Source organism: Cysteiniphilum marinum, from assembly GCF_014857925.1.
Lineage (GTDB): Bacteria > Pseudomonadota > Gammaproteobacteria > Francisellales > Francisellaceae > Caedibacter > Caedibacter marinus.
In genome coordinates, this window is the sequence record NZ_JACYVZ010000002.1 from 142,510 (window position 1) to 161,932 (window position 19,423).

General features: G+C 37.5%; 17 protein-coding genes. 4 read left to right on the forward strand and 13 right to left on the reverse strand.

Features of this window, described 5'->3' with window-relative positions:
• Positions 1-6: 6 nt before the first annotated feature.
• Together IE867_RS01890 and IE867_RS01895 are read right to left on the reverse strand one after the other, a co-directional pair.
• A complete protein-coding gene (locus IE867_RS01890; protein WP_192483084.1) occupies positions 7-1,767 on the reverse strand; it encodes a VPS10 domain-containing protein in 1,761 nt (586 codons plus the stop codon).
• Positions 1,768-2,105: 338 nt separating this feature from the next.
• Positions 2,106-3,272, reverse strand: coding sequence for an amino acid permease (locus IE867_RS01895; RefSeq protein WP_192483085.1), 1,167 nt, complete (start codon positions 3,270-3,272; stop codon positions 2,106-2,108).
• 233 nt (positions 3,273-3,505) lie between these two features.
• Here IE867_RS01895 and IE867_RS01900 point away from each other — a divergent pair, with 233 nt between their 5' ends.
• Positions 3,506-5,812, forward strand: coding sequence for an MMPL family transporter (locus IE867_RS01900; protein WP_192483086.1), 2,307 nt, complete (start codon positions 3,506-3,508; stop codon positions 5,810-5,812).
• Between the two features lie 125 nt (positions 5,813-5,937).
• Here IE867_RS01900 and IE867_RS01905 read toward each other — a convergent pair whose 3' ends face one another.
• Together IE867_RS01905 and IE867_RS01910 are read right to left on the reverse strand one after the other, a co-directional pair.
• Complete coding sequence (locus IE867_RS01905; RefSeq protein ID WP_192483087.1) at positions 5,938-6,417, reverse strand: hypothetical protein; 480 nt, start codon at positions 6,415-6,417, stop codon at positions 5,938-5,940.
• Complete coding sequence (locus IE867_RS01910) at positions 6,414-6,740, reverse strand: nucleotidyltransferase family protein (protein ID WP_203249616.1); 327 nt, start codon at positions 6,738-6,740, stop codon at positions 6,414-6,416. Before IE867_RS01910 ends, IE867_RS01905 begins: the two co-directional genes overlap by 4 nt.
• 362 nt (positions 6,741-7,102) lie before the next feature.
• Between IE867_RS01910 and mnmG the strand changes: the two genes are divergently transcribed.
• From mnmG to IE867_RS01925, 3 genes are read left to right on the forward strand one after another with little or no spacing between them, the layout of a single operon-like run.
• Positions 7,103-9,004, forward strand: coding sequence for a tRNA uridine-5-carboxymethylaminomethyl(34) synthesis enzyme MnmG (gene mnmG, locus IE867_RS01915; protein WP_192483215.1), 1,902 nt, complete (start codon positions 7,103-7,105; stop codon positions 9,002-9,004).
• A gap of 12 nt (positions 9,005-9,016) precedes the next feature.
• Positions 9,017-9,436 carry a hypothetical protein gene (locus IE867_RS01920; protein WP_192483088.1) on the forward strand — a complete coding sequence of 140 codons (420 nt, stop codon included), beginning with the start codon at positions 9,017-9,019 and terminating at the stop codon, positions 9,434-9,436.
• 32 nt (positions 9,437-9,468) lie between these two features.
• Complete coding sequence (locus IE867_RS01925) at positions 9,469-9,735, forward strand: oxidative damage protection protein (protein ID WP_192483089.1); 267 nt, start codon at positions 9,469-9,471, stop codon at positions 9,733-9,735.
• A 162-nt stretch (positions 9,736-9,897) separates the two neighbouring features.
• On the opposite strand, the gene IE867_RS01930 is transcribed toward IE867_RS01925, so the two are convergent.
• The 9 genes from IE867_RS01930 to IE867_RS01970 form a co-directional block, all read right to left on the reverse strand.
• Complete coding sequence (locus IE867_RS01930; RefSeq protein WP_192483090.1) at positions 9,898-11,223, reverse strand: amino acid permease; 1,326 nt, start codon at positions 11,221-11,223, stop codon at positions 9,898-9,900.
• Positions 11,224-11,449: 226 nt separating this feature from the next.
• On the reverse strand, positions 11,450-11,809 hold the full coding sequence (gene rplT / locus IE867_RS01935; protein WP_117003271.1) for a 50S ribosomal protein L20: 360 nt from the start codon (positions 11,807-11,809) through the stop codon (positions 11,450-11,452).
• A 35-nt stretch (positions 11,810-11,844) separates the two neighbouring features.
• On the reverse strand, positions 11,845-12,042 hold the full coding sequence (gene rpmI / locus IE867_RS01940) for a 50S ribosomal protein L35 (protein WP_192483091.1): 198 nt from the start codon (positions 12,040-12,042) through the stop codon (positions 11,845-11,847).
• A 57-nt stretch (positions 12,043-12,099) separates the two neighbouring features.
• Entirely contained in the window at positions 12,100-12,621 is a 522-nt protein-coding gene (infC, locus tag IE867_RS01945) for a translation initiation factor IF-3 (protein ID WP_192483216.1), read from the reverse strand.
• A gap of 11 nt (positions 12,622-12,632) precedes the next feature.
• Positions 12,633-14,564 (reverse strand): threonine--tRNA ligase, encoded by a 1,932-nt coding sequence (gene thrS, locus IE867_RS01950; RefSeq protein WP_192483092.1) that lies wholly within the window; start codon positions 14,562-14,564, stop codon positions 12,633-12,635.
• Positions 14,565-14,730: 166 nt separating this feature from the next.
• Complete coding sequence (locus IE867_RS01955; RefSeq protein WP_192483093.1) at positions 14,731-15,576, reverse strand: hypothetical protein; 846 nt, start codon at positions 15,574-15,576, stop codon at positions 14,731-14,733.
• Between the two features lie 90 nt (positions 15,577-15,666).
• Positions 15,667-16,878, reverse strand: a complete 1,212-nt coding sequence (locus IE867_RS01960) for a sugar transferase (RefSeq protein ID WP_192483094.1) — start codon at positions 16,876-16,878, stop codon at positions 15,667-15,669.
• A 112-nt stretch (positions 16,879-16,990) separates the two neighbouring features.
• Positions 16,991-17,725 carry an HI0074 family nucleotidyltransferase substrate-binding subunit gene (locus IE867_RS01965; RefSeq protein WP_192483095.1) on the reverse strand — a complete coding sequence of 245 codons (735 nt, stop codon included), beginning with the start codon at positions 17,723-17,725 and terminating at the stop codon, positions 16,991-16,993.
• Positions 17,726-17,749: 24 nt separating this feature from the next.
• The gene (locus IE867_RS01970) at positions 17,750-19,303 is read right to left on the reverse strand and encodes an ATP-binding protein (RefSeq protein ID WP_192483096.1); all 1,554 of its coding nucleotides are present in this window, start codon (positions 19,301-19,303) and stop codon (positions 17,750-17,752) included.
• Positions 19,304-19,423 lie beyond the last annotated feature (120 nt).

A 19,423-nucleotide genomic window follows, 5' to 3' on the forward strand; every position in this document is an offset into this window, starting at 1 on the left:
CAAGCTTTACCAAACCAAGTAGGCTTTATTACAATTAGCATCACCAAATGTATTTGTTAGGCAGTCAAAGTTGAAGTGCAAAAGGTTGGGTTTATCAATCTGGTTTACTTCTTCTAACACGCCCACCATAGAACTCTGACCATCTTTTGATACTGCAACATCGACAATTGATTGATAAGGAAAATACATGGAATACTCATTGCCAAAATAATTAATATAATTAATAGCGCAAGATGATGCATTTTCACCACACTCTCTACCAAAAGCTTTAACAACCATTGTGTTACCACTATCTGAAACTACGAGTTTACTAATGCTTGTCATTTCTGCTGGAGTTTTAAACTCTTGATATGAGCTGCCTCCATTATTCGAATAATATATAAGCGTTGGAGGCTCTTGCTTTCCACCAATATAATTCATTCCAACGTATATTTCTTCTTCATCGTAAGTCATTGCTATCGAGTTGTAAGGGTATGCTCCAGCAATTCCAGAAAGCTCTGAAACCATCTCCCAAGTAACACCTTTGTCTAAAGATTGATATACGATGCTCAAAATATGTTGCATATCGTTAGTACTATTTATCGAGCCTCCTAATAGAAGCCTTTCCCCAGATAAAGAAGCACCTACTGTATTTATTGAATAGTTTTCCGGTAGACCTGCTACACCCGTTATCGATGATAATTTATCATTGATCTGACTCCAGTTATGCCCAAAATCAGTTGATAAGAATGCGTAGTTTTGAATATCAATATTTCCTTTCAGAGACGTTGCGGCAAGCATTACAGAACCATCAGCTGATATTTTCAGAGAAAAAACAGGTTGATTAAGAATATTTTGCGTAATCGCTACTTCATGAAAACTATGACCAAAGTCAGACGATATAAATATACCATATTTAGTTACACCCACAGCCATATATTGACCATCTGAGGAAATATCAACACTCTCATTGATAAGATAAGGCACCGAAGTAAAGTTATCTATTATTGTTGTTTCTTGCCAATTTTTACCATAATCATTAGATCGATAAACACGCATTGAGCTATCTGTCAAAGCTAATGCTAAAATAAATATATACTTCCCATCTTCTGAAAGTTTAACCGTCTGAACATGGAAGTTGCCATTAGCACTTGGCGTTATTTCACTCCAATGCTTCTCTTGCTCTTTATATAAGAAGACATCTGTATCAGTAGCTGCGACAGCATATTCCCCGTTTTCTGACATGACTACTGATTTTAAATATATACTATCTAAATTTTCAACAACTCCTGCACTAATCGAGACAGAGTTATCCTCTGATTCATCTAACATAATTTTTAGCTGATGTTGCTCTGGCTTAGTATCACCATTAGAGGTAATTTCAAATGTCACAGGAGTTCCAACGGGAACCATTGCCTCTGCCACAGAGTTAAAGGCTGCTCCTGCCATTTCGGCACCTTTGACTCTTACTTGAAGTTTTTCATTTTCATTTATCTCTGAGGCGTCATATATAGAAACCTTAACCAAGTCGTTACCCACTGAATTAATTGTGGTGGAAGTTGTATCAACGATGATCTCATGCGTTGAAGGTTTTGTCTTAGATGCTAAAAAAGTTAGTCCATTGGGTGCGTTTATCTGAGAAATGGTTTTTTGTGATGTCTGCTGGCTAGCCTCAACTCCAACCTTACTGCTACATCCACTAACAGCAGCAACAACAAAAATGAGAAGAGAAATACATCTGGATTTACTAATGGATTTACTAAAAATTTTGAATATAAATTGATACATAAAATTCCGGCTCCTTATGAAGAAATATATCTTAAGGGTATCTTCTTGCATTCATAGGAATGAGTTATCAAATCAAACCGCATCCAACTGTCTGCCTTACATACAAACACCCATATTTTTTAACAAAATGTGACTCCGTGAGTTTATGCATAATATAAGCTATCCTTATACTCACTTATAAATATCCAATAATCATGGATAATCATCAGAACCATATCTAGCATCCAATGCAGATGACCCTCACCGCCACGGTGAGATCGGATAGAGTAATTTGAAAGCGCAGGAAATGCGGTGACAGGAATATTGTGAAACAGTTTAAAGCAGCATGTGTTTCATGCTTAAAAAGGTTGCGATATACCGCTTAAATTTAATACTTGAGCAACGATGACTAAAGCACCCAATATTAGAGGATACAGATTAACAGGATCTCTTCTATTAGATTTATCAAGATAAACTGGTGTGAATACAAAAATCACTACTGCAAAAATCGCAGCGTATTGCAATGCTAAAATGAAGCCTTTAGGGTAAAAAACCGTAAATATAAATGGCGGGATAAAGGTCAATAAAAAGCCAATAATTTTATTTAGCTCAATATTAAATCGTCTAAACGTATCTCTAATGTAGTGATAAAGCGACAAGCCAACACAAATAAATGAGGTAATAATTGAAATATTCACAAATACCGATAAGAAGGTATTAATACTCGCACTTTGGGTAGCTTGTTTTATCTCACTCATCAACGCGGTTAAGGTATTTCCATCTTTAAAAATCGTCTCATAACTATGCACACCTTGTTGTGGCAAAATCGCCAAGCAGACAATAAGCCAGATGATATAGATCACTAATACAGCAATACTGCCAATAAAAACACTACGCTTGACTGCTTGAACGTCACCCTTTTGATATTCATACAATACGGGAATGATGTTCTGAAAACCAAAAGAAGGCAAAAGTGTTGGCCATGCAAACACCAAAGCATAGAAAGATAATGGCATCTCAAGCATATTTGCCCACTTTAAGGCAAACAGCATACTCACGACGCAGAGCACATAAAATACAAGTTTAACTGACACAAATGAGCGATTGACATAATCACTTAAGCGCGTGCTTAAGATAACAAGTCCAAAAATCAAGATAAAGACAACTGCATCAACACTGACTGTTGGCACCTGTGCTTGTGATACTAAGTTTACCAATGATGCACCTTGTGTGGTATAAGCTGCCATTAACGCATAAAGCAAAAGCAAATAAACCAATGTGAAAACTACTTGTAAGCTCTTGGGCATTTCTTCTTTTATCAGCGAGGTAAAATTCACCCCCAATGGCTGATGCGCGCAGACTTTGATTAATCTTAACCCCGTCAAGTACATCACTGACCATGAAATAATAATTAATACTATCGATACCCACAAGCCACAGGCTGCAGTAATTAGCGGCAGTGATAACATCCCAGCACCAATCGTTGTCCCAACGACTAAAAACGCACCACCGAGCGATCTTGTCATTTGTTTTCTCCATTAAACACACCAAAAACGTAACGATACAACAGTACAGACAAAAAGTCTAACTCAACCATATCACATATCTAAATAAAAATTGTACTTCTCTAGATTATCTGCCAGTATGCTGCCATGAGTTTAAAATCTATATCAACATGCACTCTCAGAAGAATTGTTTCAAAAAGCGTTTATATCTTTGGATAATACTTTCAACCCTAAGCGTTCTAAGCTTTGTCTTTTTGCTTTTCCAAGGTTTGCCCATTAACACCAATATGCTGGCACTATTACCAGGTGCTAAAGACGCTAATAGTGTAGAAAAGATCGCGGATGATTTTGCCAACACCATGGGCAAACAAATCGTTATTTTGGTTGGCAATCCAGATCAAGATAAAGCACTGCAAGCTTCGGATATATTTAGTGATAGACTTCAACAATCTGATTATTTTTCGAGTGTAACTAATGGTGTGAGCACCAATGAACAAGAAGCATGGGCTAGTTTTTATTTCCCTTATCGATTATCCTTATTATCGGATAAAGATCACAAGCTTATAATGCAACATCAGTTTGGCACCATTAGCCAACATGCTTTGTTTAATCTCTATAACCCTATTGGCATTAGTAATTCTAAGCTTCTGCAAAACGATCCTTTTTCGCTTTTTCAGCACTTTATCTTAGCTTTGCCTAAACCATCTAATAAGCTTGATTTATATAAAAACCACCTGATGACCAAAGACAATGGCATCTGGTACAGCATGATTAACGCCACATTAAAAGATGATAGTTTTTCCTTAAGTAATCAAAATAATATCACGCATCTCTTTAGTGATATTAAACAAACGATTACAAGCGATTATCCACAAAGCACTTTTTTAATGACCGGCATGCTGTTTTATGCCAAAGCAGGCACGGATAGCGCGCGCCATGATGTGTCAATCATTGGTGTTGGTTCACTGATTGGTATCATTCTCTTAATGCTTATTAGTTTTCGTTCATTATCACCATTGCTATTGACATTATTCTCAAGTGCTATCGGCTTTGTTTTTGCCTTTATTGTGACTTATCTTATATTTGGTAAGGTCTTTTTATTCACACTTGTTTTTGGTGCCAGCTTAATTGGTATATCAGTTGATTATGCCTTTTTCTACTACGCTGATCGATTGTATGGTGGCAAGCTATGGCAGTCAACAGTGGGGTTAAAGCGCATCTTCTCTGGCATTACTCTAGGTCTTTTAAACGTTATCATTGCTTATTTGATTATCGCCATAGCCCCTTTTCCTGGACTCAGACAGCTTGCCACCTTTGCCATTAGCGGTTTATTTATGTCATACCTGACTGTGATCTGTTTGTTTCCTTATCTGCTTAAACCACATAAACGCGCCTTTAATTCGTTTATTTGTCACATTGCCACGCTTTATCTTAAGCTCTGGCAAAACTTAAGTATCAAAAAAATCATGATCATCTATATGATTCTTGTGATTATTGCCGCCATTGGCATCTCCAAACTGCATAGCAATGATGATATCCGCATTTTAGAGGCAACACCCAAAGCACTAAAAGCCAATGAACAGCAGTTAAAATCGATTATTGGCAGCGATGCTAGTACTGACTTTATTGTTGTGACAGGTAACACACCTGAAGATGTGATCAGTCATGAGCACATGTTAGTTAATCAAATTAAAGCGCAAAACCCAAATATCTTGCAACCGGTTATCTCGATTAGTCAGTATCTACCAAGTATTGAAGATCAACAACAGAACTACACCCTTGTGCGCGAAAACTTGTTACAAAATCGATTAAGTGACTTTTTAAACCAAATTGGTGTTGATAAAAAAGAAATCAAAAGCATTGAAAAGAACTTGCGCAATATCCCTTTTAAACCACTGACTGTTAACGATTGGTTAAGCTCACCCGTTTCACAAAACTTACAATTTTTATGGATGGGCAAAGCTAACACTTCAACAAGCTCTAACGCACAGTTTGCTTCTTTTTCTTCTTTTGCTTCCATTGTTTTGTTATCACAAAAACTCAATATGAATGATATCAAGATGATTTGCGCCGAGCTTCCTTATGCTAACTTTATCAACAAGGCAGATGAGATCTCTCATGTCTTTAAAACCTATCGTCAATATATTAGTTATCTCCTTAGTATCGTATTCGTGGCGTTATTTTTACTATTATTGTTACGCTATAGAAGTCTTAAAAAAGCGATTTGCTATTTTGTACCACCGACAATGGCAACCTTGCTAAGCCTTGCCGTGTTTGGCATATTTAATGTCCCCATCACCCTCTTTAGTATTTTGGCATTAATTCTAGTACTGGGCATTGCCGTTGATTATGTGTTGTTTTTTGCTGAAACCAAATCAAACTTGCATAGCACGATGCTGGCGGTCACGCTCTCCGCGATTACTACCATCCTCTCCTTTGGATTATTAGCCTTTAGCCAAACACCGGTTATTCACTACTTTGGCTTAGCTGTATTTGTCGGCATTGCCAGTGCGTTTTTATTGTCGCCACTTGCGTTAAAGGGATATAAACATAGATCATAATAACTTATCAGCACGACTAGACTACCTACCATAGCGGATATGTATCACCATAACAAATCCAGCAAAATACCCTTCTTTCCTCAAGAAAGAAAGTAAATTAACCACAATTGACGTAATACTAGGTATTAGGATATTAAAAAATCAAAACGACGCAAACAAAATGCGTAAATTACATCATAGATATCGAGCAAATTGGTACATGATTGATAAATAGCATTCAAGCTCTCCACCATATCAACCACATTAAAGCCATATTCATGCGCAACACTATTTCTGATTTTCCTTAATCGCAACCAGTTATCCGTCTCTAATAACTCTAACGCCTCTAAGCGATTTAAGATGTCAATAAATGATTTGCGCTTAACATCCTCTGCCAGAAGACCAAGTATCGTTGGAAATAGTTTTTCCCCCATCACATCCTGCAATTTAGAAAAACGAAATAAGAATTGATCAATATGCTCAATTTCCTCATCTTGAAATTGTTCATAATTTTCTGCATCAAAGGGAAGCCTATGCTTCATATTGTTATACGCATAATCTATTCTTTTTTTATGTTGATTACATTCATATAAAATTTTGACCAGCTTATCCTGCAAAGGTGTCATAACTCTATCCCCTGTCTTAATGCCACATCATCTATTAATCGTTTATCATCGCCAGTTTTTGCAAGCACAACATCAATTTTTTGCTCACCAATGGCTTTTTCTAATGTCACCAGTAACTCAATTTTTTTGTTAAACCCATTAACGATTACCTCGTCTTTTTTAGGTAAAAGATATAGATCTATATCCCCTCCGCGCTTCGAGCAATCCGTGCGACTACCAAATAAAAATACTCGCATATCATCACCAAACACCTGATGAACGCAAGATTTTATGATTGATCTATTTTCTTTGCTTAAACGCATAATATCAACTCTTGGGCACATAAATAAATGCTACAATCACTTGTCATATTTTTCATATAGATCTTAACTCTCAGTCAAATCATTACTGCCGCTTAGTGTAACAAATAAGTGCACTGCTAGAAACAGCACAATATCACAAGCCTGCTAAATACCTACGCCCCGATCAATGCCTGAGTCTCAGATAACTTAAAAATGGGAAAATCACCACTTGCAAAGGCTTAAGGACAAAACTCAAAGTTCATGGACATACCCTTGTTTTTTTTATATGATGCGCATCAGTAAAATTAGTCAAATTAGTGAAATTTTGCAGCCTAATTAATCGGTTTTAAATAAACTAAGCTAGTTATAACAACCATAAATTAACAAGTAGATCTATTATTATGATGTTTTATCCTCAAGACTTTGATGTTATCGTTGTTGGCGGCGGCCATGCTGGCACAGAAGCCGCAGCGGTGGCAGCACGCATGGGTGCCAACACTTTACTCTTAACACACAATATCGACACTTTAGGACAGATGTCTTGTAACCCTGCTATAGGCGGCATTGGTAAAGGTCACTTGGTTAAAGAAATCGATGCCTTAGGCGGCATTATGGCAAAAGCGATTGATAAAGCAGGTATTCAGTTTCGCACACTTAATGCTAGAAAAGGACCTGCGGTACGTGCAACACGCGCCCAAGCTGATCGCACACTTTACAAAATCGCGGTACGCCATGCGCTAGAGAACCAAGAAAACTTATCAATTTTCCAACAAGGTGTTGATGACCTATTGATCGAAAATGATCGTGTTACTGGTGTTGTCACGCAAATGGGATTAAGCTTTCGTGCCAAAACAGTTATTTTAACCGTTGGCACGTTTCTAGCAGGAAAAATTCATATCGGCTTTAATAACTATCAAGGCGGTCGTGCCGGTGACCAACCAGCTAATGCCTTAGCGCAGAAACTGCGTGCACTTCCTTTTGATGTTGCACGTTTAAAAACAGGTACCCCACCGCGCATTGACAAGCGCACGGTTAACTTCACAGCAATGGGTGTCCAGCCTGGTGATGATCCAACACCTTGTTTTTCATTTTTCACTGAAGCACATGAACATCCACTGCAAGTGCCATGTCATATCACCTACACCAATCTTAAAACCCATGAGATTATTCTTAAAAACCTAGATCGCTCAGCGATGTATGGTGGCATGATCGATGGTATTGGACCACGTTATTGCCCATCCATTGAGGATAAAATTGTGCGCTTTGCTGATAAAGATCGTCATCAGATTTTTGTTGAACCTGAAGGCTTAGATAGTATTGAGCTTTACCCTAATGGCATGTCGACTTCTTTGCCATTTGATGTGCAACTGCAGTTTATTCGCAGTATTGAAGGTTTTGAAAACGCATATATCACGCGCCCTGGTTATGCGATTGAATATGATTTCTTTGATCCGCGTGGTTTATATCCAAGCTTGGAAACCAAGTACGTTGAAAATCTCTTCTTTGCTGGACAAATCAATGGCACAACCGGCTACGAAGAAGCCAGTGCTCAGGGTCTTATTGCCGGATTAAATGCAGTGCTTAAAGCACAAAATAAACCGACTTGGTCACCCAAGCGTAATGAAGCATATATTGGTGTACTCATTGACGATTTAATCACCAAGGGTACACAAGAGCCTTATCGCATGTTTACTTCACGTGCGGAATATCGATTGATTTTAAGAGAAGATAATGCCGATGCACGTCTATGCCCAAAGGCTATTGAGCTAGGATTATTAAACAACAAAGATAAAGAAGCATATCTTGCCAAAGCAGCATTAATATCAAATGAAACCTCGCGTTTAAAATCCACGTGGGTTGCACCCAAAAGTGTTAAAGCTGATAAGTTAGAATCATTTCTTGGTAAAGCCATGAGTAAAGAAAGTAGCCTATTTGATTTATTAAAGCGCCCTGAGGTCGACTATCAAAGCCTTGCTGATATCGCAGAGCTTGGTGAGTTTATCGATCACACACAAGCCATTGAACAAATTGAAATCTCTGCCAAATATGCAGGATATATTGAGCGTCAAAACGAAGAAATTCTTGCCAATCAAACCCTTGAAAATGCACAAATTCCTCAAGATTTTGACTACAGCAAGGTTTCAGGGCTTTCTAATGAAGTACGTCACAAGCTTATGACACAGCGCCCATCAAGCTTGGGTGAGGCTTCACGCATCCAAGGGGTGACACCTGCTGCTATTTCCTTATTGACTATTTATATGAAGAAGTTAGGCTTTCTCAAGAAACAAAATAATATCAATGACTAATAAGGATCTTTGATGAAACTAAACAAAACATCTCCTTTACTTAAAACATTGCTTTTCATCATGCTAAGTCTTGTCATGAGTGCATGTGCAACCACTGCAAAGTATCGTGCGATTTTAGACCAATGGCATGGTCAAACAATTGATAACTTTGTGCAGATGTGGGGATATCCAAATAAAACATTAAAGCTTGATAATAACCAAACAGCTTACGTCTATAGTGATCGCCAAATCGTCAGCACACCAATCACACAAATGCCAACAAACATTACCACCGTGCAAAATGGCAATAATACAACAGTGATCTCGACACCTGGCACGATTGTTGGTGGTCAAACTTATTCATTATCCTGTACAACGTGGATTGTTTTTGATAATAAAACACGACAAATTGTTAATACTACATTTCGCGGTAATAACTGCGTTTCTTATTAAGAATACAAACCAAACAAGAAAAGAGACAAACCATGACTGATATTTTTTGTGAAAAACTGAAACAACAAGGCACTGCCATGCAATACGCACCAATCCCAGGAGAGCTTGGACAGCGCATTTTCAAATCGATCTCGCAAGAAGCTTGGAGCAAATGGCTTGATCATCAGACGATTCTAATCAATGAATATCGCCTTAATCTATTAGAGCCTGAATCTAAGAAATTCTTAATGACTGAAATGGAAAAATTCTTATTTGGCGAAGGTTCTGAAAAGCCTGATGCTTTTTCTACACCTGAATAACCACAGCATAAAAGCAATAGCATGATTTTATCAAGGGGCATTTCTCCCCTTGCAGGATATTAAGCTGTCATTTTCCCAAGCGACTTACGCTCAGTGCATCGCTTCGACTGCTGCTCAGTGCACCGCTCCGACTTAAGAGCCCTTTTGGGTAAGTATTTAATCTTAGCCACCTTTTCTTTGTAAATTAACCCATTCAGCAATTGCATAAATGGGTGTACCCAAAAAGAATAAGATCATGCCATAGTAAACAACTTCCTGCCCTGAACCTAATACTGTCCAGAATGAATAAGCGCACGCAAGTACGGCAATAATAATCGACATTTGCCAGAATGGACTATCTTTATCTTGTTGCTTAATCACCAAGATATTCGATATCGTCGTATAGAAATATGGCACTAGTGCTGTTAATACCGCCATCAGAATGATCAATTCAAATTGCTCAATCAAAGCTTTTGACATCGTTAATAATAGCAGTATCGTCATTAGCACAGCAGATAAGATTAGACTAAAGCTTGGCGCACCATAGCGGTTTTCTTTGGCAAAAATTTTAGGGAATAGATTAGTCTCAGCAATGGATTTAGAAACAACAGCTGTCACCATAATCCACCCATTTAATGTACCCAAACAAGCAATGACTGCAGCAACGGCGATAAATACGCCACCGGCTTGACCAATAATCTCTGTTGCTGCTAGAGCAAATGGCGCATTCGAGTTTGCAAGCTCCGCTGCAGGCACCATGCCCATAATCACCGTTGAGCTTGCAATATAGATAAATGCTGCAATTAATGTACCGGTTAATGTCGCCAATGGAATGGTTTTTTGTGGGTTTTTGACTTTACTTGCCGTCACTGCCGCAGACTCTAAACCAATAAATGCCCAGAGAGTCAATGAGGCCGCAGCACTCAATGCACTTAAACTTGAACTATCGGTGCGATTAAACTCTAAATAATACTCCGGATGAATATACCAAATTCCTGCAAAGATGATAAAAAGTAAAGGAATTGTTTTGCCTATCATTGATAATAACTGCAACCAACCAACGGTACGTGCACCAAACATGTTAAATGCTGTTAGTACCCAAATAATGCCGATCGCAGTAATTGCGGTCATTAATTTATCCGATAAAATTGGGAAAAAGAAACTCAAATACCCCACCATTGCCAAAGCGATTGCACAGTTTCCTACCCATAATGACACCCAATAGCCAAAACCACTTTGAAACCCTAGAAAGTTCCCCATTCCCACGCGCACATAAGTATAAGGACCACCATCAACTTTGGGCACTAAACGGCTAAAGCTACAAAAAACAAGCGCTAATAACACCGAGCCAATGGCCGTGAAAATCCATGCCAAAATACTAATTGAACCAAACTTTGCCAAACCTGATGGCAATAAAAATATCCCCGAGCCAACCATATTGCCAGAGACTAGCGCCACTAGCATCCAAAAGCTCATATATTGGTTCTTTCCACTTCTTACATTCTGCATCAAAACATTCCCCTAGCGTTTTATACTCTTCACTCAATAATAGTCAAAATAAATACCATAGTATAAGCAACTATTAAAGTATCCTTTTGTTAACAGCAGTTACCATGACAGAGTTTATCTCTCATGAATAGACATAAAATCATACGATTTCAGAGCTTAAATACTGAGCATAAAAAAAGGGTGCACTGCCCCCAGCACACCCTTTAATTTAATTAGCGACTACTGATTAAGCTGCTAATGCTGATTTTGCTTTTTCAACTAACTGTGCAAATGCATCTTTGTTGAATACGGCTAATTCAGCCAATACTTTACGATCAAGTTCGATATTCGCTTTTTTCAAGCCATTGATAAATAGGCTATAGCTTAAATCGTGCTGACGTGCTGCGGCATTTATACGCACAATCCAAAGCGCTCTGAACTGTCTTTTTCTCTGCTTACGGTCACGATACGCATATTGTCCTGCTTTGATAACTGCTTGTTTGGCAACACGGTATACACGCGAACGCGCACCATAATAACCTTTGGCTTGTTTTAAAATCTTCTTATGACGACGACGTGCTTCCACGCCTCTTTTTACTCTAGGCATAATCTACTCCACTTTAAAAAATTTGTTATTAACACTTATGCATACGGCATTTGTTGATTCAAACTTGGTACATCTGCTTTTGCAACTTGAGACATACCTCGTAAATGACGCTTACGCTTAGTTGTCATCTTTGTGTTAATGTGAGCGCGGTTCGCTGCACGATGCTTGAAACCACCCTTACCAGTTCTTTTAAAGCGCTTAGCAGCACCTCGGTTTGTTTTTATTTTTGGCATAATATACTCCGCATTTTACCATTTTCTGACATACTCAAGCTTGCGCTTGGCATGTGTTTATTTTTTCTTAGGCCCTAAGACCATAACCATTTGGCGACCTTCCATTTTCGGTCGGTGCTCAACCACGCCGTACTCGTCTAAGTCAGCTTCCAAGCGTTTAAGCATATCAACACCTAACTCTTGATGCGCCATCTCACGACCTCTAAAACGAACAGTGATCTTGACTTTATCGCCACCTTCAAGGAACTTTATCAGGTTGCGTAGTTTTACCTGATAGTCCCCAATGTCAGTACCAGGACGGATTTTAATTTCCTTGACCTGCATCTGCTTTTGCTTCTTTTTTGCAGCGGCTTTCTTCTTGCCTTGTTCAAACAAGAATTTGCCATAATCCATGATACGGCATACCGGAGGAGCTGCTTGAGAAGCAATTTCCACCAAATCCATACCATGTTCTTCTGCCTGTGTTAACGCTTGTCTTAACGACACAACGCCAATTTGCTCTCCTTCCGGCCCGATTAAACGAACCTCTTTCGCTCGAATATTTTCATTAATCGGCGTTTTCTGGTCTGCTTTGTTAATAATTCAAACTCCTAATTTAGGTTTTCTAGGCTTACTCGACCTTTTTTCTCAATTTCTGACAACAAAAGCTCAGCAAGTGCATCAATCGTTAATGCACCTAGATCGCTACCATCTTGCTTTCTGACGGTGATTTGACCCAAAGACTGCTCTTTCTCTCCAGCAATGGCCATAAACGGCACTCGTGCTAAAGTGTGCTCGCGGATTTTAAACCCTATTTTTTCATTTCTCAAGTCAATTTGTGTACGAATACCAAGTTTTCTTAATTTTTGCTCAACTTCTTTGAGATATTGGTCTTGTTTATTGCTAATTCCAGTAAGCACGATCTGCACCGGTGACAACCACACAGGCAATTTACCCGCATAATGCTCAATCAAAACACCAATAAAACGCTCGAGTGAGCCAACGATCGCGCGATGCAACATTACCGGCACTTGTTTGTCACTATTTTCATCAATAAATGTTGCCCCCAAGCGCATAGGCATGGATAAATCCAGCTGAATTGTACCACACTGCCAACTGCGACCTATCGCATCTTTTAAATGAAACTCAATTTTAGGACCATAAAATGCACCCTCTCCAGGCAAATAGTCAAAAGCAACCTTTTGATTATTAAGCGCATCGGTTAAGGCTTTTTCTGATTTATCCCAAATCTCATCTGAACCGACACGATTCTCAGGACGAAGTGCGAGTTTGACATCAAAATCAGTAAAACCAAAATCGCGATAAACCTCAAAGCATTGCTCAACCATTTGCGCCACTTCAGATTCAATCTGCGCCTCTGTACAGAAAATATGGCCATCATCTTGCGTAAAACTTCTGACACGCAATAAACCATGCAAAGCACCCGATGCCTCATTTCTATGAACCACACCAAACTCGGCCATGCGAATCGGCAAATCGCGATAGCTATGCAAATGATGATTATAAACCTGAACACAAGTTGGACAATTCATCGGACGAAGTGCATAATCACGATTCTCTGAATTCGTCATAAACATATTCTCAGCATACTTTGCGGCATGCCCTGATTTCTCCCACATCAAGATATCAGCGATCAATGGCGTTCTAATCTCAGTGCAACCATACTTTTCATTCGATGCACGCATATAATCTTCAACAACACGCCAAATGGCTGTACCCTTTGGATGCCAAAAAGCAATGCCAGGGGATTCTTCTTGAAAGTGATATAAATCAAGCGCCTTACCAATCTTACGATGATCACGCTTCTCAGCTTCTTCAAGACGTGTTAAATACGCTTTTAATTGTTTTTTATCTGCCCAGCACGTGCCATAAATACGCGTTAACATTTCATTTTTTGAATCGCCACGCCAATAAGCACCTGCCACACGCATTAATTTAAAAGCCTTTAGATGCGATGTATTTGGCACATGCGGTCCACGACATAAATCGGTAAAATCACCCTGTGAATATAAACTCAGTACTTCTCCTTGCGGCAAATCAGCAATAATCTCTGCTTTATATTTCTCGCCAATAGCTTCAAAGTAAGTGATTGCATCATCGCGTGATTTAACAGCACGCGTCACAGTTTCAGCTTGTGCCGCTAATTCGTACATACGCTTTTCAATCTTATCCAGATCTTCGGGTGTAAACGCACGTTCATAAGCAAAGTCATAATAAAAGCCATCTTCAATCACAGGACCGATTGTTACCTGAGCATTAGGATAAAGCTGTTTCACCGCTTGCGCTAACAAATGCGCACAAGAGTGGCGTAGAATCTCTAATCCCTTGTCATCCTTTGCCGTAATTAAGGTCAAGGTTGCATCGTGTTCTACGATAAAACTCGTATCTACTTCTTTGCCATTGACAATACCCGCCAAGGTAGCTTTTGCTAAACCTGGTCCAATATCCAAGGCAATGTTATACACAGAAATAGGTTTCTCAAACGCACGCTGCGACCCGTCCGGCAAGGTAATTACAGGCATTATTCACTCCAGATTTATTGTTTTCATTCGGCTTGCTTTCACTTTAAGCAAAGCAACAAGTCTATAAGTAGAGTATTTTCGAGGATTACAGTAGCTGCTGTCAAGCATTGTGATTTTGTTTCAGTGGTTATGACTATATTTTATATCTCAATGAGTCTGGCACTTCTTATTTTGCTAATTTTTGTTTAACTTCTTGGCGCATATTTTTAATAAACTCAATTATAAACACAATAATTGTTGCTAGAATTAGCGATAAGATAATGCCCAATATCACAATGACTAGTGAAGTTAAGCCTACAGGCTTATACGATTTAATAACTCCACCATAAATAAACGTGCTACGATTAAGTGTTTTTAGCTGTGATTTATAATGCTGTATTTTAATATCATTGTGAAACATTTGGTTTTGATAAGACAAAATTGTATTGGATAGATTATTTAATAACGCCTGACCATTTACGGTTGCTAGATCTTTTGATTTAGTTAAGCTATCCATATTATGTTGAAATTTCTTCACCACATCACTATATATTTTACTCTGTTGTTGTAGTTGCTTAAGGTTAAACTCAATATTTTCCTGCCAATTATTAATGTTATCAATATATTGCTGTTGTTTTTGAATATAGGCAATGAAATGAGTAAATATTTTATTCACTTGTTCTTGCTCATCTTTTTTTGCTTTGATCGTCATCATTAATTTAGCTGGATCAAACTGCATTCTACTTTCAAGTTCATCCTTAGATCCGAGATTGTTATCTCTATAGTGTTGATAATAAATATCAATCAGTTTGGAAAACTCCTCTGTCCCCATAACTCTTATCAGTTGACCACTATCAATGTAACTAGGTCCCAGAAGATTAGCACTAAACTCATAATTATCTTTATGCTTCACACCATAAATAACACTTAAAATGACACCTAACACCACAATCACAAGCCATAATTTAATGTGCTTAATTAGTGTCACCAATAAATCACTCATACTAATAATATCATTATCCTGTTGTGACATATTTTTCCTTATTTTCTTTTTTCTAACTCACCTAAAAACACTGGCAAAAATATAATGAATTAAAGACAACTATGCAATGAAAGGTTTTGATTATTTTGCACCGAAGCCAGTCAAAATGGTATAAATCGTTTTCATAACAATTTTCAGATCCATCATGAGTGAATAATGCTTTACATAATATAAATCATATTGCAGCTTCTCATAATTGCCATCTGCACCAATAGTATGTCCTTGTGTTACTTGTGCCCAACCTGTGATACCAGGTTTAACAATATGGCGAAGTCGATATAAAGGGATATCCTTTTCAAATTGTCGCGCAGTTTCCACCCACTCAGGGCGCGGCCCAATTAAACTCATATCACCTTTAAGAATATTCAAAAACTGCGGTAACTCATCGATTCTAAATTTACGCATAAATGCCCCAAATTTGGTGACACGCATATCTCCGGCTACTGTTTCGCCATCTACATCTGCATTTTTAACCATGGATCTGAATTTATATACTTTAAATGGTTTATTATTAAAGCCCATTCTTGACTGCATATAAAATATAGGGCGTCCCATAGTGACAATAATGACCAACGAAACCACAGCAAAAACGACAAGTAATAATGGTAGCAATAATAACGCAAACAAAAACTCACATATGTTTTTAAAAAACCGATACCATAGTGGAATATTAAACCCTGCGTACATCCAATTTTCATTTAATTGTGTTAAGGATAAGCGTTGTTCGATTAGCTCTTCATAGGCACTTAAAGTTAGCACAGGAATGTCATGTTGACTTGCATGGAAGATGAGCTGATTCCAATCATTTTCATAATAAAAATGCCTATCTACGACAATTGCATCAATGCGCTTCAAATCTTTTGGAATAACCTTATCTTTTGAGATTAATTTAACTTTATGACTTAATGCAAGCCTCGATAGTAAATGTGAGTGCGCTAAAATACGGTAAGGATGACCAAATGCTCTTATAATAACAAAGCGAGCAAGTGTAACCACCAAGAACCAACTAGCAATGGCACAACTGCCCACTAAAAAAACATGTGATGCTTTACGCAAAACCACCGTGACCAAAGAAATAATAATAAAGAAAAAGATTGTCACAATAATAATATGTGTGTAGTACTCTAATAGCATGCTAGAACGTTGATAGCGATATAACCAACTGAAGCAGAAAATCACAAGCATAAACACAAAACTCTCCTGACTTAAGCTCCAGATATACTCATAAGCCCATATAAATAATAAAAACATAAGAGTCTCTAAAATAAAAGCAATCAGCGATGATTTATTCATATAGATCAATTAAATAAATTCCTATGGCGCTGCAGTATATACTAAAAGCACTGAGCTTGCCCACGGTTTAGTTATATTAGTTTACTTTTTAAAAAATTAACTGATATTCCGTTTACTTAAGTAACTCTTTCACTAAAATCGATATCTTATCCCTAAATCCCACCAACAAATCATAGAAATCATCTTTAATGGCATAATAAACATCTTTTGCCATATCCTCGTGATAAGTATGTGATGTCAGATTTCTTTTATCAAGCATCTTAAGCCAGATACTAACTTCAGAAATCAATCCTTCTTTAAACGCCTCACGGAAAGCTGCTCTTGGACTGTTAACATCAATCCCAACATACCTTAAATAAGCTTTAATCAATTTCCAACAAAGCTCATAACAAAATTCAAACCGCTGGATCGTAGCATCTAAATACATATCATCTTTATATATATCTTTTTCAATCGCCTCTTCTAAACGCATTAAAGCCGAATTAAAATCATCCAGCTTCTCATTTAATAACGCCAATGACATCCAATTTTTCTCTTCAAGATGATTCTTGATCAGCATAATACCATCTGACAATACATGCTGATATATTTTTTTATCTCTGCATAATTTGATATCAACAATATCAACTATGAAAGGTAAAGTGCTTTCTTCAAATTGCTGGTCTAAGCTGATTGTGTTAGCTTTATAATCAACTGCTAGATCAATATCTGAAGCAGGCTTATAGTCACCTCTTGCTCTTGAACCAAATAAAACCACCTCGTTAAGAGATGCTTTATTTTTATCTAGAATACACATTAGCTCAACAAACTGACTAGCGGTTAAACCAAAAATAGTTGTTGCTTTCATTTAATCACAAACCTTCTTTAACATTCACACTTTTTCAACCCACAAATCTGCCATATTGCGCTGTTTGTCATCAAAACTCATCCCAATTAAATAAATTGGTTTATTATAAGACGCATATTTTTGTGCATATTGACGTGATTTAATTTGAGCAACAGCCTCTTTGGCATCACCATATTTCTGTAGTTTAAACTCAATAATCATCACCTTATCTGGCATCACAAGTGTCAAATCAATTTTCCCGTGATTTGTCACATCTTCAGCAATTAAATCATAGCCAAGCGCTGCCAAAAAGCTATAGACAATACTGGCATAAAATCCCTCGTACCTCTCAATATCATTATTGCGATACCAATCATGTGGAATGCTTGCAAAGTGACTACATATAATTTCACCTAAGCGCTCGAAATCATTTTTTTCAAAAGCGCTAATCATGTGATCTATTACTTGATTTTTCTTACTGTCATTTGTCGCTATCGTTGCCAGGCTGTTATTAAGGCTATATTTGACCTCATAATTTGGATACCCTAACCGATAAGCAATGACATGCCCACGGAGAAACATTTCTTTAATCGTTAAGTATCCCGTCTGAAATAAAAGTGTTTCAATCGGCATATTATCAACATCAAAGGTTCTCAACAAATGCTCGTTGACCACAACATTCTCAAAATCAGGGATAAAATAGTGATTTTTTTGCACCATTTTCACTAAAAATGTTGGTGTTGCTGTTTCAAACCAATAATTACGATAATGAAAATCTTTACTTATAAATAATAAGATATCAAAAGGATTATAGACTTTTTGTTTTTCACTTCCTGCAAAATTATAACCATTATACCAGCTCCTTAATAGGTCATAATCTACTTTACCTTGCTGCAAATGCTCGTTAAAAGTCTCGACTAATTCGGCTTGATTATAACCACAAATATCAGCATATTTAGCATCTAAGGTTATATCGTCTAAATTATTTAAATCACTAAATAAGCTAACTTTACTGAATTTAGATACCCCAGTTAGCATTACAAGCTTAATATATTCATCTTGCGCTTTAATCACACTATAAAAATTTTTTAAACGCTGGCGCATCGCTATAGCAAGATCACTGTTATCAATATTGTCTAAGATCGGTTTATCATATTCATCGATTAGAATAACCACCTGCTGATACTTATTGCCAAGTGTATTAATAAGATAAGAAAACTTGCTACTGATCTCACTATAAGGTTGCTCAATATTATAACGCTCATAGTAAGCATCTAAAAATACACTAATCTTCTCATCTAAGGCTTGTGGGCTTGATATATTTCCCTCACCAAAACTAAAGTGCAATACAGGGTAAGTTGTTTGCCAGTCCCAGTTATTTTCAAGGTGTAACCCTTTGAATAATTCCTTGCTCCCTTCAAAAGCATGCTTAATGGTATCAATCAGTAACGATTTACCAAAGCGTCTAGGACGCGATAGAAAATAACGCCCCGCACCCTTGTTCACCAGCTGATCAATATGTTTGGTTTTATCGATGTAAACATAGTTTTCATTAATAATTTTCTCAAAACTTGAAATACCAATCGGGAGTTTTTTCATATTCTTGCCTTTTCCCTACTTAAGGAGTTCATCAATATCGCCAAGTGATGATAGTTTATATTCAACATCATATCCATCATAATAACTCACTAGCTTGTGTGACTTTAATATCTATTTGTC